This window comes from Aquirufa sp. (assembly GCF_044377215.1).
Lineage (GTDB): Bacteria > Bacteroidota > Bacteroidia > Cytophagales > Spirosomataceae > Aquirufa.
This window is the reverse complement of the sequence record NZ_JBILJM010000004.1, coordinates 88,476-113,574: the sequence shown is the minus strand read 5'-3', so window position 1 is coordinate 113,574 and position 25,099 is coordinate 88,476. Positions and strand designations below refer to the sequence as shown.

23 protein-coding genes and 1 pseudogene are annotated in these 25,099 nt (G+C 41.2%); 17 read left to right on the top strand and 7 right to left on the bottom strand.

The features are described from left to right. The 3 genes and pseudogenes from ACIQ6T_RS02965 to ACIQ6T_RS02955 form a co-directional block, all read left to right on the top strand. A pseudogene (locus ACIQ6T_RS02965) lies at positions 1-491 on the top strand (hypothetical protein); the annotation flags it as partial. Between the two features lie 2 nt (positions 492-493). Continuing rightward, positions 494-1,504 carry an SO2930 family diheme c-type cytochrome gene (locus ACIQ6T_RS02960; RefSeq protein WP_395784062.1) on the top strand — a complete coding sequence of 337 codons (1,011 nt, stop codon included), beginning with the start codon at positions 494-496 and terminating at the stop codon, positions 1,502-1,504. An 81-nt stretch (positions 1,505-1,585) separates the two neighbouring features. After that, a complete protein-coding gene (locus tag ACIQ6T_RS02955; protein WP_395784060.1) occupies positions 1,586-2,050 on the top strand; it encodes a hypothetical protein in 465 nt (154 codons plus the stop codon). A gap of 28 nt (positions 2,051-2,078) precedes the next feature. Here ACIQ6T_RS02955 and leuS read toward each other — a convergent pair whose 3' ends face one another. Beyond that, the gene (leuS, locus tag ACIQ6T_RS02950) at positions 2,079-4,895 is read right to left on the bottom strand and encodes a leucine--tRNA ligase (RefSeq protein ID WP_395784058.1); all 2,817 of its coding nucleotides are present in this window, start codon (positions 4,893-4,895) and stop codon (positions 2,079-2,081) included. 121 nt (positions 4,896-5,016) lie between these two features. Between leuS and ACIQ6T_RS02945 the strand changes: the two genes are divergently transcribed. Further along, positions 5,017-5,970 carry a sulfite exporter TauE/SafE family protein gene (locus tag ACIQ6T_RS02945; protein ID WP_395784056.1) on the top strand — a complete coding sequence of 318 codons (954 nt, stop codon included), beginning with the start codon at positions 5,017-5,019 and terminating at the stop codon, positions 5,968-5,970. On the opposite strand, the gene ACIQ6T_RS02940 is transcribed toward ACIQ6T_RS02945, so the two are convergent. Continuing rightward, the gene (locus tag ACIQ6T_RS02940; RefSeq protein ID WP_395784054.1) at positions 5,967-8,021 is read right to left on the bottom strand and encodes a T9SS type A sorting domain-containing protein; all 2,055 of its coding nucleotides are present in this window, start codon (positions 8,019-8,021) and stop codon (positions 5,967-5,969) included. The two genes, ACIQ6T_RS02945 and ACIQ6T_RS02940, sit on opposite strands and share 4 nt — an antisense overlap. A gap of 46 nt (positions 8,022-8,067) precedes the next feature. Between ACIQ6T_RS02940 and murF the strand changes: the two genes are divergently transcribed. From murF to purQ, 3 genes are all read left to right on the top strand, one after another. Continuing rightward, positions 8,068-9,363, top strand: coding sequence for a UDP-N-acetylmuramoyl-tripeptide--D-alanyl-D-alanine ligase (gene murF / locus ACIQ6T_RS02935; RefSeq protein WP_395784052.1), 1,296 nt, complete (start codon positions 8,068-8,070; stop codon positions 9,361-9,363). 105 nt (positions 9,364-9,468) lie between these two features. Next, positions 9,469-10,785, top strand: a complete 1,317-nt coding sequence (ahcY, locus tag ACIQ6T_RS02930; RefSeq protein ID WP_395784050.1) for an adenosylhomocysteinase — start codon at positions 9,469-9,471, stop codon at positions 10,783-10,785. A 119-nt stretch (positions 10,786-10,904) separates the two neighbouring features. Then, positions 10,905-11,591, top strand: a complete 687-nt coding sequence (gene purQ, locus ACIQ6T_RS02925) for a phosphoribosylformylglycinamidine synthase I (protein ID WP_395784048.1) — start codon at positions 10,905-10,907, stop codon at positions 11,589-11,591. Between the two features lie 40 nt (positions 11,592-11,631). Here the strand turns inward: purQ and ACIQ6T_RS02920 are convergent, their stop codons facing one another. The 3 genes from ACIQ6T_RS02920 to ACIQ6T_RS02910 all read right to left on the bottom strand — a co-directional run bounded on the left by ACIQ6T_RS02920 (position 11,632) and on the right by ACIQ6T_RS02910 (position 15,786). Further along, entirely contained in the window at positions 11,632-12,234 is a 603-nt protein-coding gene (locus tag ACIQ6T_RS02920) for an outer membrane lipoprotein carrier protein LolA (RefSeq protein ID WP_395784046.1), read from the bottom strand. 2 nt (positions 12,235-12,236) lie between these two features. After that, positions 12,237-14,690, bottom strand: a complete 2,454-nt coding sequence (locus tag ACIQ6T_RS02915; protein ID WP_395784044.1) for a DNA translocase FtsK 4TM domain-containing protein — start codon at positions 14,688-14,690, stop codon at positions 12,237-12,239. Positions 14,691-14,754: 64 nt separating this feature from the next. Next, positions 14,755-15,786, bottom strand: a complete 1,032-nt coding sequence (locus ACIQ6T_RS02910) for a quinone-dependent dihydroorotate dehydrogenase (RefSeq protein WP_395784070.1) — start codon at positions 15,784-15,786, stop codon at positions 14,755-14,757. Positions 15,787-15,981: 195 nt separating this feature from the next. On the opposite strand from ACIQ6T_RS02910, the gene ACIQ6T_RS02905 reads away from it, so the two are divergent. Genes ACIQ6T_RS02905 through ACIQ6T_RS02895 form a run of 3 tightly spaced genes read left to right on the top strand, consistent with a single transcriptional unit; the run spans position 15,982 to position 18,578 of the window. After that, a complete protein-coding gene (locus ACIQ6T_RS02905) occupies positions 15,982-16,944 on the top strand; it encodes an alpha-E domain-containing protein (protein WP_395784042.1) in 963 nt (320 codons plus the stop codon). A 57-nt stretch (positions 16,945-17,001) separates the two neighbouring features. Next, the gene (locus ACIQ6T_RS02900; RefSeq protein ID WP_395784040.1) at positions 17,002-17,727 is read left to right on the top strand and encodes a peptidase; all 726 of its coding nucleotides are present in this window, start codon (positions 17,002-17,004) and stop codon (positions 17,725-17,727) included. Next, positions 17,724-18,578, top strand: a complete 855-nt coding sequence (locus tag ACIQ6T_RS02895; RefSeq protein ID WP_395784038.1) for a transglutaminase domain-containing protein — start codon at positions 17,724-17,726, stop codon at positions 18,576-18,578. The genes ACIQ6T_RS02900 and ACIQ6T_RS02895 overlap by 4 nt, the downstream gene beginning before the upstream one ends. Here ACIQ6T_RS02895 and ACIQ6T_RS02890 read toward each other — a convergent pair. Beyond that, entirely contained in the window at positions 18,575-19,306 is a 732-nt protein-coding gene (locus tag ACIQ6T_RS02890; protein ID WP_395784036.1) for an MlaE family ABC transporter permease, read from the bottom strand. The genes ACIQ6T_RS02895 and ACIQ6T_RS02890 overlap by 4 nt on opposite strands. Before the next feature lie 30 nt (positions 19,307-19,336). On the opposite strand from ACIQ6T_RS02890, the gene ACIQ6T_RS02885 reads away from it, so the two are divergent. The 4 genes from ACIQ6T_RS02885 to ACIQ6T_RS02870 are packed head-to-tail and all read left to right on the top strand — an operon-like array spanning position 19,337 to position 22,076. Next, positions 19,337-20,038: an SDR family oxidoreductase gene (locus ACIQ6T_RS02885; protein WP_395784034.1), complete on the top strand. Its 702-nt coding sequence runs from the start codon at positions 19,337-19,339 to the stop codon at positions 20,036-20,038. Next, the gene (gene tsaE, locus ACIQ6T_RS02880) at positions 20,035-20,463 is read left to right on the top strand and encodes a tRNA (adenosine(37)-N6)-threonylcarbamoyltransferase complex ATPase subunit type 1 TsaE (RefSeq protein WP_395784032.1); all 429 of its coding nucleotides are present in this window, start codon (positions 20,035-20,037) and stop codon (positions 20,461-20,463) included. Before ACIQ6T_RS02885 ends, tsaE begins: the two co-directional genes overlap by 4 nt. Continuing rightward, the gene (locus ACIQ6T_RS02875; RefSeq protein WP_395784030.1) at positions 20,450-21,667 is read left to right on the top strand and encodes an alanine dehydrogenase; all 1,218 of its coding nucleotides are present in this window, start codon (positions 20,450-20,452) and stop codon (positions 21,665-21,667) included. The genes tsaE and ACIQ6T_RS02875 overlap by 14 nt, the downstream gene beginning before the upstream one ends. Positions 21,668-21,671: 4 nt before the next feature. Next, on the top strand, positions 21,672-22,076 hold the full coding sequence (locus tag ACIQ6T_RS02870; RefSeq protein WP_395784028.1) for a hypothetical protein: 405 nt from the start codon (positions 21,672-21,674) through the stop codon (positions 22,074-22,076). Here the strand turns inward: ACIQ6T_RS02870 and xerD are convergent. Continuing rightward, a complete protein-coding gene (xerD, locus tag ACIQ6T_RS02865) occupies positions 22,073-22,987 on the bottom strand; it encodes a site-specific tyrosine recombinase XerD (protein ID WP_395784068.1) in 915 nt (304 codons plus the stop codon). The genes ACIQ6T_RS02870 and xerD overlap by 4 nt on opposite strands. A 65-nt stretch (positions 22,988-23,052) precedes the next feature. Between xerD and aroQ the strand changes: the two genes are divergently transcribed. From aroQ to ACIQ6T_RS02850, 3 genes are read left to right on the top strand one after another with little or no spacing between them, the layout of a single operon-like run. Beyond that, on the top strand, positions 23,053-23,478 hold the full coding sequence (aroQ, locus tag ACIQ6T_RS02860) for a type II 3-dehydroquinate dehydratase (protein WP_377983898.1): 426 nt from the start codon (positions 23,053-23,055) through the stop codon (positions 23,476-23,478). A gap of 4 nt (positions 23,479-23,482) precedes the next feature. After that, on the top strand, positions 23,483-24,529 hold the full coding sequence (locus ACIQ6T_RS02855; RefSeq protein WP_395784026.1) for an aminotransferase class V-fold PLP-dependent enzyme: 1,047 nt from the start codon (positions 23,483-23,485) through the stop codon (positions 24,527-24,529). Beyond that, entirely contained in the window at positions 24,526-25,098 is a 573-nt protein-coding gene (locus tag ACIQ6T_RS02850) for a MarC family protein (RefSeq protein WP_395784024.1), read from the top strand. Before ACIQ6T_RS02855 ends, ACIQ6T_RS02850 begins: the two co-directional genes overlap by 4 nt. Position 25,099: the final 1 nt, after the last annotated feature.

The following is a 25,099-nucleotide window of genomic DNA, read 5'->3' as shown; positions in this document are numbered from 1 at the left end:
CAAAAGGCAATATTGTTGGCAAAGTTCCCCGCGGAACTGGCATGTTAATTCTTGCGACGAGCAACGTGGACATTTTCGACAATAAAATCTTAAATCATCGCACTGTCGGCGTAGGTATCATTTCTTATTTCATGGCAGAAATAGCCATTAAAGATAAAGAATATGACCCCTACCCGACCGCCATTTCGGTATACAAAAACACCTTTGAGCGTAGGCTTGGACGCGTTCCGTTAGAGGGACGCTTTGCACAGATCTACCGATTCAAACTACGTTTTGGTCGTGATGTACCACATATCGTTTATGATGGCGTATTGGATTCAACGCGCTGTGGAAGTGATGGGCAATATTTACCTCAGCATCGGATTTGCGTGCATCAAAATTTAAACCAATCTGTGGCTAATATGGATGCGGAACATGATTTTAAGAACGTGCGTCGCAATCCCAAGGAGCTTGATTGTGTACAGGAATATGTCAAATCGAATCAATTTTAGCGATGCGATACCTAGGATTTATCTTGTTATTGGGCTTATTTTCTTATCAACCGGGGCCGAAATTTCCGAGTAAATTATCGGATTATGGCTTGTTTGAAGGGGAATTGAAAAATCAATTCCCCCATTCCGGTGTGACTCCCTATGAGTTAATATCTCCTTTATTTTCAGATTACGCACATAAATTACGTTTTATACAATTGCCATCGGGCAAATCTGTGGCTTACAATCCCGATTCGGTATTCCAATTTCCAGTAGGTACCCGTATTGCTAAAACCTTTTATTTTCCCATGGATGAGCGCAAACCTAATGGCAGTCGGCGCCTCATGGAAACACGTATCCTCAGCCATGAACCAACGGGCTGGGTGGCCTTACCTTATATTTGGAATGAGGAGCAAACGGAGGCGTATTTAGAGGTGGCTGGAGGAACAAGTTTGGTGGAGTTTAAGAACCAACAAGGCAAAAAGCAGCAGGTGAATTATGTTGTACCCAATGTTAATCAATGTAAGGGATGTCACGAGCGCGATGGCACGATGACTCCGATAGGTCCTTCAGCGCGGCAGATGAATGCATCGATGCAGTATGCGCACGGGAATGAAAACCAATTGGACTATTGGAGTCGGACGAATCAAATGCGTGACGTTGCAACATCCCGTCCACAATTTGTTTCGTATATAGACGAAAGTGCATCATTAAATGAACGCGTTAAAGCTTATTTAGATATCAATTGTGCGCATTGCCACAACCCGAAAGGGCCTGCAAAAAGCTCTGGCTTATTTCTTGATTACCGCTATTATGGCACAACGGCATATGGGATGATGAAATCACCTGTGGCGGCGGGCCGGGGTTCGGGTGGATTACAATATGATATTGTTGCAGGAAAACCTGCCGAAAGCATTCTACATTACCGCATGAATTCACATGATCCGGGCGTCATGATGCCGGAACTCGGTCGGTCTATTATACATCAAGAGGGCGTCGCGCTCATCCGTGAGTGGATTAAATCATTAAACTAATAATCTTTCGATTAGTCATTTATTGAATAGGAAACGGGATTTTATCGTGGGAAATTTGATTTATCAAACCTAGCCCGGATAATGAGAAAGAATACCAAAATTGAGAATCAGCTCCTAGAAATGATTCAGCCTCGAATACAGCTGATTGAAAACAAATTTTCAAATGGAGAAGCGTTGTCAGATCAAGATGTCAATACACTTTTATTGAAATCAGCATTCAATCACATCAATCATTTCGAAATGCGATTGGATGAGTTGGCCGCGGATGTAGCACAGCTACGATTAGACTTTTCTGAACTTGAGGTAAAATTCCATCATCTTGAAAGTAGATTCTATGCCCTTGAAGGCAAATTTCATGCACTTGAAGGTAAGTTTCAAACGCTCGAAGCGAGATTCGAAACCTTAGAGGCGAGATTCATTTCTTTTGAGTCAAGAATGGAGGCCACCATTGAAAAGACAATGAAATCAAACATAAAATGGACACTCGGCTTGATGACCTTTTGCCTCACGCTATTTAAAATCATTGATTTAGTCGTCCAAAACTAAAAAGGGCTGATTCCTCAGCCCCTTCGATCTATTTTCCTAAAACAATATTGACAATCCGTTTCGGTACAACAATCACCTTGGATGGGGCTTTCCCATCCAAATGTTTCTGGACTTGCTCATTAGCCAGCACCGCCGCCTCCACTTCCGCAGGACTTGCTGTGGCTGAAAAGGCTAAGGTCAACTTCACCTTACCATTGAATGAAATGGGATAATTAAATTCGTTTTCCACCAAGAACTCCGGATTAAATACAGGGAATTTGGCGTGGGAAATACTACCAGCCTCTTCGCCTAAGGCCAACCATAATTCTTCTGCCACATGTGGTGCATAAGGGGAAAGCAATAAGACTAGTTCACGAAGAACCGATTTCTTATGACATTTCAATTGGCCTAAATCATTCACACAAATCATCAAAGTTGAAACGACCGTATTAAATGAATAACGCTCCAAATCATCTTGCACCTTACGAATTGCCGTATGCAATACTTTTAATTCTTCAGGCGTTGCAGGTGAATCCACCAAAACCGATTTTTGAGCCTGCTCATCAAAGAATAAACGCCATACCTTGCGTAAGAAGTTATGTGATCCTGAAATCGAATTCGTATTCCAAGGCTTGAATTGCTCCAATGGCCCCAAAAACATCTCATATACACGTAAGGTATCCGCACCGTATTTGGCAATTAAATCATCCGGATTAACCACGTTAAATTTCGATTTGGACATTTTCTCGACTTCCCAACCGCAGATATATTTGCCATCCTCCAAGATAAATTGCGCATCTGAAGGAACATCATTTCGAGAACGCTTAAATTCTTCTACGTCTAATATGTCATTCTCCACAATATTCACATCCACGTGCAACGCAGCTACATCATATTGATCTTTCAAACCATGAGAAACAAAAGTCACCTTATCTGAATTTTTCAAACGATAAACGAAATTTGACCGACCTTGAATCATTCCTTGGTTGATCAATTTCTTGGCAAATTCTTCCTCAGCTACATAGCCTAAATCCTTCAAGAACTTATTCCAAAAACGAGAATATAACAAGTGTCCGGTCGCATGTTCTGAACCACCGATATATAAATCGACGGCTTTCCAGTAATTGACAGCATCTTTAGAGGCAAACTCAGAACCATTCTGAGCATCCATGTAGCGATACCAGTACCAAGAAGATCCTGCCCAACCTGGCATTGTCGACCACTCGTAATCATACTGACCTTGGTATTTCCATGAATCCGCAGCTCGCCCTAAAGGTGGCTCCCCTGTTTCTGTAGGTAAATACGTGTCGATTTTAGGCAATTCCAAAGGCAACTCAGATTCCTGAATCAAATAAGGTAATAGTTGGCCAGTAGCAGTAGGCTTGAAATAAACCGGCACCGGCTCTCCCCAATACCGTTGGCGTGAAAATACCGCATTGCGCATCCGATACTGCACTTTTCCCTTTCCAATTCCTCGTTCCTCCAACCACTGAATTAATGTATCCGTAGCCTCTTTATACCCCATGCCATTAATAATACCCGAGTTAATGTATTTTCCCTCTTTGGTATTATCAGCCTGCTTATCTATATCTTTTTGTCCATCCAAAATAGTTGGAATAGGCAAATCAAAATGTTTGGCAAAATTCCAATCACGTTGATCACCTGAAGGCACACCCATAACCGCACCCGTTCCATAACCCGCCAATACATAATCAGCCAAGAACAATGGCACGCGCTCATTATTTAATGGGTTAATCACATACGATCCCGTGAATACACCAGAAACTGTTTTAACCTCCGAAACACGATCTAATTCAGAACGTGACTTTGTCCAGGTAATGTAAGCATCCACATCAGCTTGTTGGCCTGGCTTCGTTAATTCCGCCACCCACTCATGCTCTGGTGCCAAAACCATAAATGAAACCCCGTAAATGGTATCTACACGTGTTGTAAAAACTTTGATTTTCTTATCTGAAATACCTTCAATCGCAAATTCAACATCCGTACCAATCGACTTTCCTATCCAGTTACGCTGTTGTTCTTTCAATGAATCCGACCAATCTACCTCCTCCAAGCCACGTAATAAACGATCCGCATATGCTGTAATGCGCATGGACCATTGACGCATTTTTTTCTGCTCAACAGGATATCCTCCACGCTCAGAAAGGCCATCTTTCACTTCATCATTCGCTAAAACTGTACCTAATTGTGGACACCAGTTGACAACCGAATCATCCAAATAAGCCAAACGAAAATTCAATAAATAGGCATACTGCTCATCCTCACCCATTGCATTCCAAACCTCAGCTGAAATACGCTCAACATCATCTTCGCAAACTGCTTTCAGGCCAACAGAACCTTTAACATTCAAAATGTCCTTTAAGGATTCAATCGACTCCGCTTTATCCGACTCTTGATTATACCAAGAATTGAATAATTGCATAAATATCCATTGCGTCCATTTATAGTAAGAAGCATCAGATGTACGCACCTCTCGTGACCAATCGAATGAAAAACCCATGTTTTTCAATTGCTCAATATAACGCGTAATGTTTTGTTCAGTTGTTATCGCGGGATGCTGGCCTGTTTGGATTGCATATTGCTCCGCAGGTAAACCAAAGGAATCAAATCCCATCGGGTGCAACACTTCATACCCTTTCAAACGCTTATAACGCGCCATGATATCTGATGCAATGTACCCGAGTGGATGGCCAACATGCAATCCAGCACCCGAAGGATAAGGAAACATGTCTAGCACATAATACTTAGGTTTATTGGGATTTACTTGTGCTTTGAATGTTTGGTTTTGCTCCCAAAATCCTTGCCAAGCTTTTTCGATGTCACGAAATTGATACTCTGAACGCATATAACTATTTGTTTTTCAAAAGGGCATGCAATTTACGGGAATTTTTGTGAAAAATATTTACTCTACTTTATTGGTAGATTAAATAAAGTCTATTAGTTTTGTAGGATAATCATTTAACCGTATGTCATTACAAACTGACTCCACGCCCAACAAGCCAAAATTTCCTAGTTTATTAAAAGCGATAAACATCATTTGGAAACGAGAACGTAGCCTTACGGAAGTAATCATTCACATTAGCAATGCCTTAGCCCTCATGATTGTAGGGCATTTAATTTTCAGTTACCTAACTGCCGAAAACGTAATTGCCGTATTTAGCACTGTCAATTCAGAAATTTTATACTACATCTTAGGTGGATTCATTGCTCAAATGATTGATGGCGCCTTGGGAATGGCTTATGGCGTGACTGCAACCACATTCTTAATGTCGGTGGGTATTACCCCCGCCGCTGCTTCAGCCAGTGTGCATGCATCTGAAGTATTTACTTCGGGCGTTTCAGGCTATATGCATTTGAAATTCGGCAACGTAAATTCGAAACTTTTCAGGACGCTCGTGATACCCGGCATAATAGGCGCAATTTTAGGCGCATACGTCCTTTCGTCCTTAGAAGATTATTCAGGATACATTAAACCGATCGTATCCATTTATACCTTATTTTTAGGAGCGATTATCATCCGGAAAGCATTGGTTAAACGACAAGAAAAACGTCAACTAAAACGTGTGGGATGGTTAGCACTTTTCGGGGGTTACCTAGACTCAATCGGCGGAGGTGGCTGGGGACCAATCGTTTCCTCCACATTAATTGCATCGGGACGTCATCCAAAATATACGATTGGTAGCGTTAATTTGACCGAATTTTTCGTTTCACTAGCCTCATCACTAACCTTTTTCACGGTCATTGGTCTCGGCTACTGGCAAGTAATTGCTGGATTAATTCTAGGTGGAGTTGTTGCTGCACCCATTGCAGCCCGATTAGCCAACAAACTTCCCGTAAAAAGCATGATGATATTAGTTGGCATCGTCATTATCGTCGTCAGCCTGCGTCAAATTGTCTTAGGTGCAGGAAAGTTTTTCTAATTCAGCACAAACTTTTGCGTTTCTGTTTGGCCAGTATCTGAAACAAATCGGAGTAAATAAACACCTCTACTAAGCCCTTTGGTGTCAAATCGAATTACTTCACTCGGCTTGGTATTTCGTTGCTCAATAATTTTTCCCGTCATATCAACCCAATGTATTGTACCTGCCACATTGGAGAGAACATAGCTAAAATCCTCGGCCGGATTAGGCCAAATTTGAAAAATAGATGTCTTCAGATTATCCCAAACAGGTGAACTTGATTGATTATCATAGATGAGGACACCGCCAGCACCGGTACCAAAAATCAAATCTTTCTTACCGTCGGAATTATAATCTTCACACAAAATTCGCGCATTGCGACCTACTGATATCCCTGCAAAATCCTGTGTTTTCCAAACTAATTCATTTTTCACGGTATCAAAATTTCCTATGTGCACTGCCCCATCTTGATCTAGTCCTATAAATTCAATTGAACCATCACCATCCAAATCAGCCATCGAAAAACTGCGTAAACGCCAATCCGTTAGCGCACCTAACTTCCCCCAATCCGAATTTCCATTGGTTCTAACTTTGCCCGCTCGATTAACAATGAGCAAATCAATCTGGGAATCCTGATTCCAATCCGTAAAAATAGGCACCTCATTGAATCCCAACTCAGGAATATCTACCGCCTTTAAACCCGACTTGAATAAGACAAAAACACGTGGTCCTAGACTTGTTTGACCCGATAGAATTAAATCTTTAGTTCCATCATAATTATAATCAATGGTTTGCAGCATTAAATTGGTTGCATTTAACTGATCTTTTAACTTCAAATAATCCGAAGTAATAAATACAAATACGCCAGCCTTATTCTCAAAAAAACTAATGGAAGCTTTCACCTCGTTTCCTTCCCTAATTCCAGCATTAGCAACTAGTAAATCCAAATCGCCGTCTTGATCAGCATCCCAAAAACATGGGCTCGCCTGCTCCCCTACATCAATCATCTCAGCTTGTAAAAAAGTCTTTGCTGATGCCACCCAGGTACCATTAACATTCGAAAAAAGAACATTTGACTGCTGGAAGTCCTGCATATATCCATTGTTGTCCGTTGAAAACAAGGAAGCGATCAGTTCAGGTTGGGCATCACCCGTCACATCTATCACGGATGCGTGTAGAAATGTCCCAAGATTTACTGAATTAGGAAATCCAACGGTAAATTTGGTAAACTTGGGGGAGTTTCGAGTCCCCTCATTTGTTAGATAAATAAGATCTCGACAGCCAATATGCCCATAAACCAAATCAGGAATTCCATTGCGAAATAGCACACTGAGCGAATTACCCGCATGAAAGGTTCGGTTGGGCTGTTGGACAGACTCCAAGGCAATATCCGCAGAACATGGCGTTCCTAAAACAATATCTCCACATGAACGAACGACAAAGTCACCCCAACAATCCCCAATTTTCTTAAAATCTAGAACCTTACCTGATTGTTTAGACTGGTTTTGGTGAAACTCCACATAGTGTCCACTGGGGTCAAATGCGAGTACATCCACATCCCCATCGCCATCGATATCAGCAATGGCTGGAATATCCACATTGGAAACATAGAGATTTATCCGACCAGAAAAACCTTCCGTATATAGTGGATTTGCAATCGATTCAAATGAAAGATTACCACGCGTACTGGTATTTCTAAATACTTGAATACCTGCAGGTGCGGCACAAAACAAATCTTTTCTACCATCATTGTCGTAATCAACAAAACGCATCCAATGGGTGAATTTAGGCAACTGACTCGACAAAACTGGATCATACACAAAGCCTGATTGTTGGTTCACAAAAACAGCCCGCTGCTCCGTGGTACGATCAAAAGTAACGATATCTTCCCGACCATCTAGAGTCAAATCGACCGATTCAAACTGGGTCGCATTCATGCCTCCTGCTAGCGCATTCAACAAATTTTGGCCTGATTTCTGAACAGCTAACCGTGAATTTTGCGTCAATTTGATCCCTTGCCCCATGAATTGCAGAGGAATCAGCGCTAAATAAAGGATTAAAAGATTTTTCATTCGATATTTGTAGTCGCAATATGCAAAATGGCAGACGATTATCCATATGAAGATATCAAACTCATCTTTATTAGCACATTTCCAATCCGCGACCGGCGTTTGTACGGATACCCGGAAAATACAAAAAGGAAATATGTTTTTTGCCTTAAAAGGGCCAAATTTCAATGCCAATGCATTAGCAGAAGAAGCCTTAGCCAAAGGAGCATCTTGCGCGGTCATTGACGACGCAGCCTATGAAACAGGAGCAAACACACTACTCGTTTCAGATGGACTCAAGGCTCTTCAAGATTTAGCCACAGCCTATCGAAATACTTTATCCATACCGATTATTGGCCTGACAGGATCCAATGGAAAAACAACCACGAAGGAATTGATTTTCTCTGTATTATCTCAACAATTCCATTGCTTCGCCACATCAGGTAATTTGAATAATCACATTGGGGTACCACTTTCCATCCTTTCCATTTTACCTACACATGAAATCGCAGTCATTGAAATGGGTGCAAATAAGCAAGGAGATATCAAAGAACTTGTGGATATAGCTCAACCTACACATAGCTTAATAACCAATATAGGTAAAGCGCATTTAGAGGGGTTCGGCGGTGAAGCAGGTGTCATTAAAGGCAAGGGGGAATTATTTGACTATGTCTCCGCACATGGTGGAATCGTCTTTTTACCCAAAGAAAAAAACATCGTACATCAAATGTCTGAAGAGCGCCAAATCACGGAAGTGGTTTTAGCCAATTCAGCGATGCCCACTGATTTACTTGAAGCGAAACCTTATATTCGATTTTCATGTGCAGACAAAACAGTTGTTCAGTCACACTTACCAGGTATATACAACTTTGAAAATATTCAAATGGCTATCGCGGTGGGCAAGTTTTTTAATTTATCCGACGCGCAATGTCGGGAGGGTATAGAGACTTACCAGCCAACAAATCATCGATCTCAGTACATTAAAATTGGATCTAACCAAGTTTTAATGGATGCATACAATGCGAATCCATCCTCGATGCAAGCAGCAATCAGTCATTTTGCGGAAACAGATAACGAACCCAAAATTCTGATTTTAGGAGACATGTTTGAATTAGGTGATTTATCCGCAGTTGAACATAAGGCTCTTGGTAAACTAATTGCCTCTTTTTCATTTGAAAAAGTTCTTTTAATCGGCGAGCATATGCAACACGCCCTAACTCATTTACCCAAAGCATTTTACTTTCCTGATAAATTTGGACTTCATAACTGGTTACAAGATCAACCAATTAAATCAAGTTTCTTATTAGTCAAGGGCTCACGTGGAATTCAGTTGGAAAGTGTATTGCCTTTTTTAGCCAATGAGTAACCAATAGATAAGAATTCGCCCTTACGGCAAACAAAAATTTGTTGGTCTACAAGAAAGAAGTAAATTTGCACTTTAATAAGATTTCGAAATATAATTCTACACATAATGGCATCACAAGCTGGTACGTATGTACCGTTCAAAGTAAAAGACATTGCATTGGCCGATTGGGGTCGTAAAGAAATTCAACTAGCGGAAGCAGAGATGCCAGGCTTAATGGCATTGCGTGCAGAATTCGGCGCAGCACAACCTTTGAAGGGAGCGCGTATCGCAGGATGTTTGCACATGACAATCCAAACAGCCGTTTTGATTGAGACATTAACAGCCTTAGGAGCAGAAGTTACTTGGTCATCATGTAACATTTTCTCTACACAAGATCACGCTGCTGCTGCGATTGCAGCAGCAGGAATTCCAGTTTATGCTTGGAAGGGCATGAACGAAGAAGAATTCAACTGGTGTATCGAGCAAACGTTATTTTTTGGTGAAGGAAAGCAACCATTGAACATGATATTGGATGATGGTGGTGACTTAACGAATATGGTTTTTGACGAATATCCTGAGTTAATCGAAGGCATCAAAGGCTTATCAGAAGAAACTACGACTGGTGTTCACCGTCTATATGAGCGTATGAAAAATGGCACTTTATTCTTGCCAGCAATCAACGTAAACGACTCAGTTACGAAGTCGAAATTCGATAACAAATATGGTTGCAAAGAGTCATTAGTTGATGCGATCCGTCGCGCCACCGACTTAATGTTGGCAGGCAAAGTAGCCGTAGTAGCAGGTTATGGTGATGTAGGAAAAGGTTCTGCAGATTCATTACGTGGTGCGGGCTGCCGTGTTTTAGTAACTGAAATCGATCCTATTTGTGCATTACAAGCAGCGATGGATGGTTACGAAGTAGTTCCAATGGACGAAGCAGCAACACGCGCAAACATCTTTGTTACAGCGACTGGTAACGTGAAGATCATCCGTGATCGACACTTCAAAGCGATGAAAGACAAAGCGATCGTTTGTAACATCGGTCACTTCGATAACGAAATCGACATGGAGTGGTTGAATGGAAATTACGGTTCTACTAAAGACCAAATCAAACCACAAGTGGATATGTACACGATCGATGGCAAAAACGTAATCGTTTTAGCTGAAGGCCGTTTGGTTAACTTAGGTTGCGCGATGGGTCACCCATCTTTCGTGATGTCGAACTCATTCTGTAATCAAACATTGGCTCAATTGGAGCTTTGGGCAAATGCAAAAAATTACGAGAACAAAGTATATATCTTACCTAAACATTTAGATGAGAAAGTAGCTTTCTTGCACTTAGCGCACATCGGTGCTAAATTAGAGAAACTAGAGAAAGAGCAGGCTGATTATATTGGTGTTCCTCAAGCGGGACCATACAAGCCTGAACACTACCGTTACTAGAAATAAGGTTTACTTAACTTGAAAAGCTGCACCGAAAGTGCAGCTTTTTTTATGCAAATTTTGCTAAAATAAATCGGCGAAAAGCCCTAAATTTGCCTCAAATTAAGAAAGAAAAAGATATGAAATTTGGTGTAATTGTATTCCCGGGTTCAAATTGTGACGATGATACCGTAGGTGTTATTCAAAGCTTAGGTCATGAAGCTATTAAATTATGGCATAAAGACACGGATTTACAAGGTTGTGATTTCATTATCGTTCCGGGCGGTTTTTCTTATGGCGACTACTTACGTTCTGGTGCCATTGCGCGTTTTTCACCCATTATGGAACATGTCATCGAGTTTGCAAATAACGGAGGCTATTTAATGGGGATTTGCAATGGATTCCAAGTCTTAGTAGAAGCGCACTTATTACCTGGTGTTTTATTGCGTAACAATTCACAGAAATTCATCTCGAAGAATATTTACCTAAAAGCGGCCACAAACAACGCCCTTTTAACCCAAGAATTAGATCTAAAAAAAGCCTATAAAATACCAATTGCGCACGCAGAAGGCCGCTATTTTGCTGATGACACTACCTTAGCTTCCTTGCAGGCAAATGATCAAATATTGTTTTACTATTGCGATGAGGTAGGCCAAGTGACTGATGCCGCTAACCCAAATGGCAGCTTATTAAACATTGCTGGAATTTGTAATGAAGGACGGAATGTATTTGGATTAATGCCACACCCAGAACGCGCAGCTGATCCAGATTTGAATAACACGGATGGCTTGGAAATCATGAAGCAATTGGTGCTTCAATTGGTTTAATTGTATAGACGCGATACCCTCGCGTCTATACATGTATTTTCTAACGTAAATCATTAATCTCTACCCCTGGAAATGCCTTTTTACTAAACGTAAAATAAGCATCATCTACACCCGCTTTTGGATTTAATTTAGTCACCTTGAATACTTGTTTTTTACCTGCCTTATTTACAATCGTCCATTCTTTGACGGTGTAATCCGCGGTGTTTATCTTGAGCGTAATCTGTTTGACTTGAGTCGATTTAGCACCGGGTGCCATGTCTACCGTCGCGATACCGCCAACTTGGGACACTAATTTAAACTTGTAGCCTTTCTTATCAAATGTGTAAATTTTTGCAGGATTTAAGTCTCCATCAGCAGGATCAAAAGAAGAGATATTCACTTCATTAATTTCCTTGATGTAGGTAGCAACTTCCTTACCATTATTAAAGATCTCCTGCCCCGCCGTCTTCAAACGAAACTTTGTCCCCTTAACTGTAATCGATCCAGTCATGTTTGCACTACCGTCTGTTTGATAACTAAAATTAGCCGAGAACGAACCCATTCCCTTGTATTTCTGCTGCATCTTGTCAATCAAACTAACCGCAGAATTCGATTGCCCAAAGGCCGTTAAACTAAGTAAAACGAATACAATTACCTGTTTCATATTTATAAATTTTTCAAAATTTCTTCCAATTCAGTTTCGGACTTGACTAATACCTCACGTGCTTTAGACCCCCCAAATGAACCAACAATACCAGCGATCTCTAACTGATCGATTAATCGTCCAGCCCGGTTATATCCCAATTTCAACTTGCGTTGAATCAGCGAAGTACTCCCCTGCTGATGCATTACCACCAAACGTGCTGCCTCATCAAAATAAGCATCGCGATCTCCTAAATCGATATCCCCACGATCTTGACCTCCCATCTCATCGGAGTCTGGTTCTGGCAACAAATAAGCCGTCGTATAGCCTTGTTGGTTCCCAATAAAATCACAAATCTCTTCTACCTCAGGTGTATCCACAAACGCGCATTGCAAACGGATTACTTCCGAACCCATCGATAATAGCATGTCTCCCATGCCAACCAATTGATCCGCACCACCTGCATCCAAAATCGTACGCGAGTCTATTTTAGACATAACTTTAAACGATAAACGCGCTGGAAAGTTTGCCTTGATGGTACCGGTAATGACATTGACGGAAGGACGTTGCGTGGCAACCACTAAGTGAATACCAATCGCACGAGCCAACTGCGCCAAACGGGCAATTGGATGCTCTACTTCTTTTCCGGCGGTCAACATCAAGTCGGCCAACTCATCAATCACCAACACGATATAAGGCATGAAATCATGCTCATTCGGATTCAACCGACGATTAATGAATTTTTGATTATACTCTTTGATATTCCGACAACCCGCTATTTTCAACTTGTCATAACGCATGTCCATCTCCTTACAAAGGGAATTCAAGGTGGCAACAACCTTTTTTGTATCGGTAATAATGGCCTCCGCTGAATCTGGCAAACATGCTAAAAAGTGGCGTTCCAATTTATTAAATAAAGAAAGCTCCACCTTTTTAGGATCCACCAACACAAACTTCAACGTTGCTGGGTGCTTCTTGTAAATTAACGAAGTCAGTAACATGTTTAGGCCCACCGACTTCCCTTGTCCTGTGGCCCCTGCCATCAATAAGTGAGGCATTTTGGCTAAATCAGCTACAAATATTTCGTTGGAAATAGTCTTACCTAAGGTAATTGGCAAATCAAATGTAGACTTTTGAAACTTCTCAGAACCGATCACCGCACGAACTGGAACCATTTCACGGTTCTTGTTGGCAACTTCAATACCAATCGTTCCTTTACCAGGCATTTGACCAATGATTCGAACGCCCATAGCGGCTAACGACAGCGACAAATCATCTTCTAATGAAGTAATTTTGCTCACACGAACACCTGCTTTGGGAACAATCTCATACAACGTAACTGTGGGTCCAATCGTTGCCTCAATCTTCTGAATACCAATTCCATAGTTCAAAAGTGTCTCGACAATCTTCTCTTTATTCTCCTTCAACTCATCCATCGTCACCTGAGTTGTTTGATTCTTTTGATCGTATTCCTTCAATAAATCTAACGTAGGATACACATACTTGGGTAGATCCGCAGTAGGATCGTATAAACCAAACTGTGCTACTAAATCATTCGCCTGCACAGCCGAGTTCATCGGAGCCTCTTCTACTTCCTCAATGGCTGCATCATCTTCGTCAGCAACTTTGAAAGTAAAAGGAGTTTCGTCTACTTCCTCTAAAGCATTTTCAGCTAGCTGTTGTTCTATAATTGGCAAATCTGCTGGTAATACACCATCCACTTCATCTCCCACTTTAACAGGGGGAACATGCGGACGATACGTCTCCAAATCTTCATTGTCAACACGAAAACTTTCATCATCATCCAAAAACGCCTCATCTTCCACAGGAATTAGCTCATTTTCCTTATTTAAAACAGCTGAGGCAGCTTTCGGCTTGGAAGGATTCCATTGATAGAAAAGAACAAAAAATACCAAACCTAGGAATAGCACTAGAAAAATTGATAAATAACCAAGCAGCTGGGTCAATTTCTCGGTAACAAAAAAACCAACGCCCCCGCCAAAAGAATGTGGTAAATCCAATTGATAAACCACAAATCCAGCAATTAAACTCCCCCAAATAATGTAGAATAATACTTGCCACGACAAGCGATCGACCGAGTAAATTTCTCTTTTGTAAGCAAGTTTAAGACCCGACAAGAAGAACAACGGAATCAATAAAAACGACGACCACCCGAATGTGCGAAAAATAAAGAAATGTGCAATTTTGGCACCCAACAATCCGGCCCAATTTTTCACAGGAATATCAGACCCAGCAATAACATCGGCAGCCCCTAGTTCAACTTCACTTTGATCAGCCACGCCTACAACAAAACTGGATACAAAAGAAAGAGTCAATAATGTTCCAATAAAAAATAAAAACCAACCTAAAATCAATCGAATGCGATAAGTCACTTCACCTGGGACACGGTCTTTTTTCGATTCCTTGTCAAAATTAATTTGAAGCGTACTGGTAGGATTAACAATCTTTTTGGCCATTTAATGCAGGAGTATTAATAACGTATAAATTTCGACTTTTTGATTTGATTTACAAAATCAAATATTAAAGTCCTTCAGAAACAATGGCACGATTAATTTCTTGAATTAATCCTGGCCCTTCATAAATAAAACCGGTATATATTTGAACTAATGATGCGCCTGCGCGTAATTTTTCAATCGCATCTTTGGCTGAATGAATCCCACCTACACCAATCATCGGAATCTTTCCTTTTGACTTCTTATGTATGTAGGCAATCACCTCCGTAGACCTATCTCCTACCGGCTTTCCACTTAATCCCCCAGCTTCCGCCGTTAACATAGGATTAGCCCGTAAACCCTCCCGCGAAAGTGTCGTATTTGTAGCGATCAAACCTGCTATTCCTGTCTCCAATACAATGTCAACGACATCATCCAATTGCTCATTCGTCAAATCTGGTGCAATTTTCAATAAGATAGGTTTCCATTTAGGTTTGCGTTGATTCAAATCCTGTAAGCGGGAAAGCAATTGCTTCAAAGGCTCTTTTTCCTGTAATGCACGTAAATTAGGCGTATTAGGTGAACTCACATTCACCACAAAATAATCCACCACGGGGTATAAGGTTTCAAATCCTTGGCAATAATCATCATCTGCTAATTCATTGGGCGTCACTTTATTTTTTCCCAAATTACCCCCAATAATCACAGGAGCCTGCCTAGCCTCTAAACGTTTTTTCATTTGAGCCAACCCATCATTATTGAATCCCATGCGATTAATAATGGCCGAATCTTCTGGCAAACGAAATAAACGTGGTTTCTCATTTCCATCTTGTGGCTTGGGGGTAACCGTTCCAACCTCTATAAATCCAAAACCTAAGGTGGCCAACTGATCTACCAAAACAGCATTTTTATCAAAGCCTGCCGCTAAACCTACCGGATTCGGAAATTCAATACCAAAAACAGTTCGACGAAGGCTAGGGTGCTCGTACCCGTAAATGGCACGAAAAAGGCTAGAAACACCTGGTATTTTCATTGAGAATGTAAGCAAATCAGCCAATAAATAATGTGCGCGTTCTGGGTCAAACAAAAAGAAGAATGGCTTAATTAGCTTTTGATAAATCATAAAATGCTTGCAATTTTAACGAAGCAACAAAAATACAAAATGCCCCCTAGATAATGGAAATAAATCAAGGATTATCTGAAGATTCCTGAGACATTTTAAAAAAATCTTTTTGACATGATGACACTTTACTGAAAAAGGCTAATTTTAAATCAACCTTTTTGGTAATCAAGCATTTAAAAAATTAGTAAGCCTATGTTAAGTCGTGTTGCCAATTCCATTTATTGGATGAATCGCTACATTGAGAGAGCCGACAACTATGCCCGCTTTATCTCAGTGAATTTTAATTTAGCGCTTGATTTACCTCCAAATGTTCCCGAACAATGGGAACCACTTATTGTCGCCACGGCAGATCACTACAATTTCTTTGAACATTACCCCAAGGCCAATCGCGAAAATGTCTTGTATTTTATGACCTTCGATGAACTAAATCCTAACTCGATTCTTTCTTGCCTGTACAGCGCACGTGAAAATGCACGTACCATTCGCGAAAGTATTTCTCGGGAGATGTGGGAGTATGTCAACCAAGTTTACTGGAAAGTAAAAGACCGCGTAGAAGGAAGTAAGCAATGGGAAATTTCGCGTTATCAAGGATTCCTGGAAGAAATTAAATCAGGTAGCCAATTATTCTACGGGATTGTGGATTCTACGATAACCCGTGGGGAAGGTTGGCATTTTGGCCAACTAGGCAAATTGCTTGAACGGGCAGATAAAACAACCCGATTTCTAGATGTCAAATACTTCACGCTTTTGCCTGACATAGAGGCCATCGGTTCGCCGTTGGACTTACTCATGTGGTCAGCCGTATTAAAGTCGAATTCCGCATACAATATGTTTCGCCAACAGTACAAAGTCATTAACCCGCGTAACATCGTGGAATTCTTGATTTTAGAAAAAAGCTTTCCAAGATCCGTGGTACATTGCTTGCAAGAATCTGAATTGTCATTATATGCGATTTCTGGAACTTCTTTTGAACATGGCTATTCAAATTTGGCCGAAAAAAAGGTTTCCAAATTGCTTTCAGAAGTTCAATTCACTGAAATTGACGATATCTTATTAACTGGATTACACCAATTTCTAGATAATTTCCAAACGAAAAATAACGAAATAGGCCAAACCATTTTCAATACCTATTTCGACCTGAAGCCTGTCAACTAACCGTGGCATACCAGAAAAATTTGTAATATTGCGCTCCCTTTTGCCACTATTGAATATATGACTTATTGCTTAGGAATCACCGTTAAAGAAGGACTCATTGCCATTGCGGATACACGTATCACGGCAGGAAATGAGATGTATTCCAATAAAAAAATCTCCATTCACGAGATTAAAAATCACAGCTTATTCATCATGACTGCCGGCTTACGCTCCGTACGTGATAAAGCTGTGACGTACTTTAATCAGACTGTCGACGAAGAAGAAGCGAGTTATGATTATATGTTTCAAGCAGCCACAGCGTTTGGCCAAATGCTTAAAAAAGTAGCTCAAGAAGATCGAGAAGCATTAGAAAAAGAAGGTTATCAGTTTAACCTACATGCCATCGTAGGTGGCCAAATGCCCAAAGATGACACCCATAAGTTATTCCTCATTTTTCCAGAGGGTAATTGGATCGAGATAAACGATGGACTGAAATACCAGATTATAGGTAATTCTAATTATGGTAAACCTCTGCTAAATCGAAACCTACATTTCGATACGCCACTAAAGGATGCGTTAAAAATGGGGTTTCTTTCGTTTGATGCCACGCAAGTCAGTACCAATGATGTCGATTTCCCCATTGACGTAGTCGTATACGAAAAAGGCACCTTTAAGGCCAAAGAAGTGCGTTTATACAAAGAGGACATGCAGAAAATTTCAGATGACTGGAATCAAGCCTTGCGCAAGTCACTGGAAGGCATTGAGGAAAATTGGATGAAAGACCTAATTTCGCTCCCGAAATGATCGCTAACATCCACCACAGTTTAGCTTATACGTACAGCGAACCTGTTTATTTGGAGCCGCATGTGTTATATGTTCATCCCCGTAAAAGTTCATTACTAACGGTCAAAGCATTTGACCTAAGTATCTCCCCAACACCCGTCCAAATTTCAAAAAATTTAGATCCTGAGGGGAATATCCAAAATATCTTATTCTTTAAGGAGCCCACCAGCAGCTTAGCCATTAAAATAAATGCTGTTGTTGAGACTACAGAATTCAATCCATTTGATTTTGTGTATTTCCCTTTCGAAAGCAAACGACTTCCCATGCGCTATTCAGACGCTTATGTGAAGACACTTGCTCCCTACTTAGGTTTAGACGGAGTCACACCTGTGATTGAACAAACAGCTCGTCACCTAGCATCTCAAGTACAGTGGAGTACTTCTGAATTCTTAAGTGATGTTAATGCGTTTATCTACAAACAATTTGCCTACGAAATTCGCGAAGAAGGAGCACCTAATACCCCAGAATTTACATTAATGAACCGCAAAGGTTCATGTCGGGATTATGCGGTACTATTTTCAGCACTTTGCCGCGCCATGGGATTAGCCACCAGATTCGTTTCTGGATATTACACAGGCATTGCTCCGGTCGATGTACCGAATCAAACGCACCATTTACATGCTTGGGTAGAGGTTTATTTGCCAGGTGGCGGTTGGCGTGGATATGATCCAACGCAACACGAAGTCGTAGCAGGCAATCATATCCCTTTGGCAGCTTCGTGCCTTCCAGAGGAAATCACACCGGTTTATGGAACGTATCGAGGAGCGGCGACATCGACATTACTGACTGAAGTGTTTATTCAACGCGTTTAGCCCACGAGTAATTGGGCCAATAGATAATCTGCAACCAAGATGGCAATACATGCATTCGTCACTGCGGCGGTTCCGGCTTTGCCCACTTCATATGCACCACCTTTCGTGTAGAACCCTTGGAAAGCTGAAATAGAGACAACCAAAAAGCCAAAAACCAACGATTTGATCAGGGCAAAAAGCACATAATTGGGCTTGAAATCGAATTGTAAACCGTAAATATAATCTTGTGGAGTCACTGATCCCGTTAACCATCCCGCCAAATAACCACCATAGATTCCCAAAAAACAAGCCATGGTCACGAGCATGGGAAAGGTCAACATGGCCGCAATCATTTTGGGCAGCACCAAATAAGACGAAGAATTAATTCCCATGACCTCAAGTGCATCAATTTGCTCCGTAATCCGCATCGTGCCTAGTTGGCCCGCAATATTAGACCCCACCTTACCCGCTAAAACCACACACGTAATCGTAGGTCCCAATTCTAAAATGGTCGAATCACGTACAATTAAACTGATGATGTATCTGGGCACAAATGGATTTTCCATGTTGGCCGCTGTTTGAACACAAGTTACGGCTCCTAAAAAACTGGCAACGATCGTGACGATCAACATAGAATCAATGCCGATATCCTTTGATTCCTGCATAATCAATTTCCAATTCACCCGAAATTTTTCAGGATTTGTAAAAAGCTTACCTAGGAAGAGTAAATATTTGCCTAATTTTGACATGTGTTGCACAAACAATGAGCACCAAAGATAATGGATAAATCGATAGTAATTAGTGGCGGAAGTCAGGGAATTGGCAAGGCATTAGTAAAAAAATTCCTTCAAGAAGGTTTCCAAGTTTTTACTTGTTCACGGAGTCAGGAGAAGTTAAATGCCTTAGCACACGAATACAACAATCCACGCTTGCACACCTATGCGGCAGATTTGAGTGACAAAAAACAAGTTCAAGCCTTTGCGGCATGGGTACTTAACATCTCTTCATCCATCGACATCTTAGTGAATAACACGGGAGTTTTTCTTCCAGGTCAAATTCAAAATGAAGAAGATGGGGTATTGGAAAAGCAAATTGAGACCAATTTATATAGTGCATATCATTTGACACGTGCCTTGTTGCCTACGTTTCAGGCTAAAAAATCAGGGCATATTTTTAATATGTGTTCAACAGCTTCAATAACGGCATACACCTTAGGTGGCTCCTATTGCATTAGCAAATTTGCCTTATTGGGTATGACTAAAGTCTTGCGCGAGGAGACTAAAACACAAGGAATTCGGGTGACAGCTATATTACCAGGTGCCACATTAACCCCGTCTTGGGATGGCGTGGAATTACCCACGGAAAGATTTATACCCGCGGATGATATTGCGTCCACGATATGGGCAGCTTATCAAATGAACCCATCGACTGTATTGGAAGAAATCCTCATTAGACCACAATTGGGCGATATTGATTTATGAGAACTTGGCAAGCATACGCGTTAACGGATTTGGCTCAGGTGGCATCGGAATTAATTCCAGTCGCCTTAGCCCATAGCTCTATCTGGTTATTTCGAGGCCAAATGGGAGCTGGAAAGACAACGCTTGTCAAAGAAATCACACGTCAATTAGGCGTTACCGGTCATGTGCAAAGCCCAACGTTTGCATTGGTCAACGAATATGCACGCGCAAATGATTCGGACATCTACCATTTCGATTTATATCGATTGAAAAATGCACAAGAGGCTTTAGACATTGGCATCGAAGATTATTTAGATTCAGGGAAAATTTGCCTAATCGAATGGCCTGAACAAGCAGAAGAACTTTGGAATATTCCTCATGTGGAATTTGACATAACACCCATTAACGAAAATACACGAAGTCTGACACTCCATGAGCACCATTAATCCTTTTCACGAACTACTTGCGCAACAGGGTATTATGCCCAAGGAGGCGATGTCTTGGACGAAGCAGAATGCAAAAAGCATTCAAATAGGTCTACCAAAAGAAAGCTCCACCTACGAAAATCGCATTAGTCTAAGTCCGCAGGCAGTTCAATTACTGGTGGCCAATGGACACGAGCTCATCATGGAAAGAGGAGCGGCGGATCGGGCGGGATTCAGTGATGCTGATTATTTATTGGCAGGCGCCTCGGTAACGGATCAAATTCAAGAAGTTTGGCAATGTGGCCTCGTGTTAAAAATTAATGCGCCGACTATCGAAGAGATTAGTTACATGAAACCCGGTCAAGCTTTTGTTGCGAGTGCAGCCAAGTATCAGCTAAGCGCAGAGGCAATTGATCAAATCAATGCCAAAAAAGTCATGGCTATTGGGTTGGAATATGTGGAAGATAATGGTGGAGGATTGCCTTTTGTCAAAAGCATGGCAGAAATCGCTGGCCAAATGGTCATGCCCATAGCCAGTCAAATACTAAGCGCCTCTCAAGGTGGTGGCATTTTAGTAGGGAATGTAACCGGCGTTTCGCCTTGTCGGATCGTCTTATTAGGCTCCGGAAATGTAGTGGAGCAAGTCGCTCGTGCAGCCTGGCATGCGGGCATTCAAGTTCAAGTTTTTGATAAAGATATTTATAAGCTGCAACGCTTGAAACAAAGCCTCGGGTTCCCATTGGTCACGCAAGTAATTGATTCCGAAAACCTCCCGAATGCCCTAAAGGAGGCTAATTTAATCGTTGGTGCCCTCCGTTCCGATTCAGGTGTTACTCCTTGCATCATCACAGAAGAAATGGTTAGCAAATTAAAGCCGGGAACGTTGATTATGGACGTTTGTATCGACCAAGGAGGCTGTTTTGAGACATCCGAATTAAGCCATTTGGGCAAACCTACATTTACCAAATATGGCATCACGCACTATTGCGTTCCCAACATCCCTTCCTTAGTTGCCCAGACCGCTAGCTTAGCCATGAGTAATTTATTGACCTCATTTATTTTAAAAGCGGGTAAAACAGGGGGAATTGAGGAGATGCTTTGGCAAGGAAAATCCTTTATGAAGGGGATTTATTGCTATCAAGGCCATGTGACCAACGGCCACATGGGTAAGTTATTTAAAAAAGCAGTGAAAGACATTCAGTTATTATTACTAAGTAGAAGCTAATTCCATGATCGAAGACTACACCGCCCTATCAAACGCGCCTAATTCACCCGAGTTAAATGGCAAATATTTAGGACTTATTTCTAGTGATTTCATCAAAGTGGCTGACTCACTGAAGGAGGCTGCATACCAAATCAAAAAACGTGGCTTTTCAGATTTTCCAATTTTTGTTTGTTCGCAGCGGGAAATCGAAATTGGTCAAAAGCTAATTGGCGTCGCTGAATTGAATGAAAACAAATGGAATTACCATGCGTCCTTACTCGAGGAATTTATCCAACGCAAGTTAGTTGCTGAAGAAAATCGCGAACTGTTTGAGCAAAACTACAAAGACGTCGAGGAGTTCGCCTGCTTATTTGTGGTGGATGGTCAATTCACCAATTTTGTATTTATTCCTTATCCCGACGAGGCTTAATTTTTTCGATTCATTGGATGAAAATCCTGAACCATTTGACTTAGGTATGCTCGATCTAAATGGGTATAAATTTCAGTTGTCAAAATGGACTCATGACCGAGCAACTCTTGTACCGCCCGTAAATCTGCCCCACCCTCAATCAAGTGGGTTGCAAATGAATGTCTAAAGGTATGCGGGCTAATGGATTTTTGAATTCCCGCTTTTGCTGACAAATCCTTACAAATCAAAAAGACCATCACCCGACTCAGCATCGCGCCACGCCTATTTAAAAATAGGACATTGTGTGCATCCTTTTTCAACGAAATACGCGGTCTAACTTGCTCACGGTATAAAGTTAAATAATGAAATGCCTCACGTCCGATGGGCACCAAACGCTCCTTATCACCCTTTCCGCGTACTTTTAATAGGCCTAAATCTGCATAAATATCCGATAATTTCAGGCCAACCAGCTCAGACACCCGCAACCCAGATCCATACAGTAATTCAAACATCGCACGATTACGCACACCCTCATTTGTCGACAAATCATTCGCCTGCAAAATCAATTCAATCTCATCATATGATAAGGTATCAGGCAAATGACGTCCTTTTTGCGGGGACTTCATATGGGTAGTCGGATCTGAAATCAATGGATTTTCAGTGCCTACAAATTGAAAAAAACTCCGCAATCCCGACAAGCAACGTGCTTGCGTACTAGCCTCAATTCCCAAGCCATGCAATGCATTAAAAAAATCAAGAATGTGATCTTCTACAACTTGATTAATCGGGAATTCTTCACCCACCAAGGGTGCCAAGTAATGGGCAAATTTGCGCACATCTCGCAAATAGGCTTCATGTGAATGTCCGGAAAGGCCACGTTCAATTTTCAGATAATTACCAAACAATTGGATTTCCTTTTCCCACATGGACATAATATTCAAACTATCCCGTAAATTTAGGAGAAATTTGAAAACTGTTTCGCTTTTATTTGTAGACCATGGTACGTAAAAAAATACTCATCCTGAATGGGCCCAACTTAAATTTATTAGGCACCCGCGAGCCAGAAATTTATGGGCATCAAACATTTGAACAGTTCTTGGATATCTTGAGAGAGAAATTCGAAAAACAATTGGACATCGAGTATTTTCAGTCCAATGAAGAGGGTGCCATCATCAATAAACTCCATGAAGTGGGCTTCACGTATGAAGGCATTTTATTAAATGCGGGTGGATACACGCATACCTCTATAGCGATTGCTGACGCCGTTTCATCGATTAAAACACCGGTCATTGAAGTACATATTTCAAATGTACATGCTCGAGAATCATTTAGAGGACACAGTTATTTAAGCCCAAATTGCAAAGGTATAATCGTGGGTTTTGGCTTACGTGGATACGAGTTAGGTTTATACTCTTTCGTATAAAAAGATGCTTTCATTTTACCCGGGTCCATCTAAGGTTTATCCTCAGGCGCTTGATTTCATTCAAGAGGCCTTTGACCAAGGTATTGTTAGCATCAATCACCGAAGCAAACGCTTCGAAATATTATTAAAAGAAACCATGGAAGCTATGACCGCTTCTTGGGAAATTCCAGCCGATTATACGATTTATTTTGTTTCCTCAGCTACGGAAGCATGGGAAATTGTGGCTCAATCGCTTGTTGGTTCAAAAAGCGCTCATTTCTACAATGGCGCTTTTGGGAAAAAATGGGGCCAATATGCCTCGCAAATCAATCCGAATACCCAATTGATTTCCTTTGGCTTACATGAATCGTTGGCTGAAAACGCTGGAAAATTAGCGTCAGATGTCGACACAGTTTGTTTAGTCCAAAGTGAAACGTCGAATGGGACTGGCCAACAAATTTGTCGAGCAGATTACCCAACCGATGTACTCATTGCGGTGGATGCTACTTCTTCCATGGGAGGAATAGTTCTGCCTTGGGAAGAGGCCGATGTATGGTTTGCTTCGGTACAAAAATGTCTTGGAATTCCGGCTGGCCTTGGTATTATGATTTGTTCGCCGAAAGCCTTGCAGCGCGCACATAGCTTGAACCATCGCATACATTACAATGATATTTTGCTCATGGAAGACAATCGAAAAAGCTTCCAAACACATTATACACCCAACGTGTTGAGCATATATTTAATGTGCAGACTCACCCAAACACTGCCTAGTTTACGTGAAATCGAACAAGAGACATATCGAAAAGTAGCCCTCTGGGAGAATTTTTGGAATACCCAACCAGCGTGGGATTTACGCTTCTTAGTTCCTGAAAAAGCATTGCGCCTACCAACGGTTCTTGCCTTAACGGGTCCTGCCACGGAAATAGACCGAATTCAATCAACCTGCCTACAACATGGCATAGAATTAGGCAAAGGCTATGGCGAATGGAAATCCAATACCGTTCGAATAGCCAATTTCCCAAGTCATACAGAAGCAGATATTCGTCAACTCATCAACATATTAACATTATGAAATTCGACCTCAAAGAAATCCTTTCCTCATCTTTGATTCTATTTTCAGTAATCGATATTTTGGGATCTATTCCAATCATCATTGATTTGCGGAAGAAAAATGGCAACATTCATGCAGAACAAGCAACCTTGGTTTCAGGCCTCATAATGGTTGGCTTTTTCTTTGCAGGTAAATTAATCTTACGTTTTCTGGGAGTTGATACGAATTCATTTGCCATGGCAGGTGCATTAATCATCTTCTTAATCGGCCTTGAAATGACCTTAGGGCGTAATATTTTCAAATCAGAAGAACTTCAAGAAGGAGCATCGCATAGTATTGTCCCATTGGCATTTCCAATCATTGCCGGAGCAGGGACGATGACAACGCTTATTTCATTGAAATCGCAATTTGAGGAAGAGAATATCATGGTGAGTATATTTATCAACTTGATATTCATTTACCTCGTTTTACGTTCCAGCGTTTGGATTGAGAAGAAACTGGGCAATGCAGGCACACAGGTTTTACGCAAGGTTTTTGGCGTTATCTTAATTGCCATTGCAATTAAGATATTCAAGACACGAATGTTCTAAC

Coding starts and splice junctions, on each gene's coding strand:
- ahcY (WP_395784050.1), top strand. CDS start 9,469: ATGGCATCACAAGCTGGTACGTATGTACCGTTCAAAGTAAAAGACATT.
- ACIQ6T_RS02895 (WP_395784038.1), top strand. CDS start 17,724: ATGATCGCTAACATCCACCACAGTTTAGCTTATACGTACAGCGAACCT.
- ACIQ6T_RS02890 (WP_395784036.1), bottom strand. CDS start 19,306: ATGTCAAAATTAGGCAAATATTTACTCTTCCTAGGTAAGCTTTTTACA.
- leuS (WP_395784058.1), bottom strand. CDS start 4,895: ATGCGTTCAGAGTATCAATTTCGTGACATCGAAAAAGCTTGGCAAGGA.
- ACIQ6T_RS02940 (WP_395784054.1), bottom strand. CDS start 8,021: ATGAAAAATCTTTTAATCCTTTATTTAGCGCTGATTCCTCTGCAATTC.
- ACIQ6T_RS02915 (WP_395784044.1), bottom strand. CDS start 14,690: ATGGCCAAAAAGATTGTTAATCCTACCAGTACGCTTCAAATTAATTTT.
- ACIQ6T_RS02850 (WP_395784024.1), top strand. CDS start 24,526: ATGAAATTCGACCTCAAAGAAATCCTTTCCTCATCTTTGATTCTATTT.
- ACIQ6T_RS02870 (WP_395784028.1), top strand. CDS start 21,672: ATGATCGAAGACTACACCGCCCTATCAAACGCGCCTAATTCACCCGAG.
- purQ (WP_395784048.1), top strand. CDS start 10,905: ATGAAATTTGGTGTAATTGTATTCCCGGGTTCAAATTGTGACGATGAT.
- xerD (WP_395784068.1), bottom strand. CDS start 22,987: ATGTCCATGTGGGAAAAGGAAATCCAATTGTTTGGTAATTATCTGAAA.
- ACIQ6T_RS02905 (WP_395784042.1), top strand. CDS start 15,982: ATGTTAAGTCGTGTTGCCAATTCCATTTATTGGATGAATCGCTACATT.
- murF (WP_395784052.1), top strand. CDS start 8,068: ATGAAGATATCAAACTCATCTTTATTAGCACATTTCCAATCCGCGACC.
- ACIQ6T_RS02955 (WP_395784060.1), top strand. CDS start 1,586: ATGAGAAAGAATACCAAAATTGAGAATCAGCTCCTAGAAATGATTCAG.
- ACIQ6T_RS02960 (WP_395784062.1), top strand. CDS start 494: ATGCGATACCTAGGATTTATCTTGTTATTGGGCTTATTTTCTTATCAA.
- ACIQ6T_RS02900 (WP_395784040.1), top strand. CDS start 17,002: ATGACTTATTGCTTAGGAATCACCGTTAAAGAAGGACTCATTGCCATT.
- aroQ (WP_377983898.1), top strand. CDS start 23,053: ATGGTACGTAAAAAAATACTCATCCTGAATGGGCCCAACTTAAATTTA.
- ACIQ6T_RS02920 (WP_395784046.1), bottom strand. CDS start 12,234: ATGAAACAGGTAATTGTATTCGTTTTACTTAGTTTAACGGCCTTTGGG.
- ACIQ6T_RS02875 (WP_395784030.1), top strand. CDS start 20,450: ATGAGCACCATTAATCCTTTTCACGAACTACTTGCGCAACAGGGTATT.
- tsaE (WP_395784032.1), top strand. CDS start 20,035: ATGAGAACTTGGCAAGCATACGCGTTAACGGATTTGGCTCAGGTGGCA.
- ACIQ6T_RS02885 (WP_395784034.1), top strand. CDS start 19,337: ATGGATAAATCGATAGTAATTAGTGGCGGAAGTCAGGGAATTGGCAAG.
- ACIQ6T_RS02855 (WP_395784026.1), top strand. CDS start 23,483: ATGCTTTCATTTTACCCGGGTCCATCTAAGGTTTATCCTCAGGCGCTT.
- ACIQ6T_RS02945 (WP_395784056.1), top strand. CDS start 5,017: ATGTCATTACAAACTGACTCCACGCCCAACAAGCCAAAATTTCCTAGT.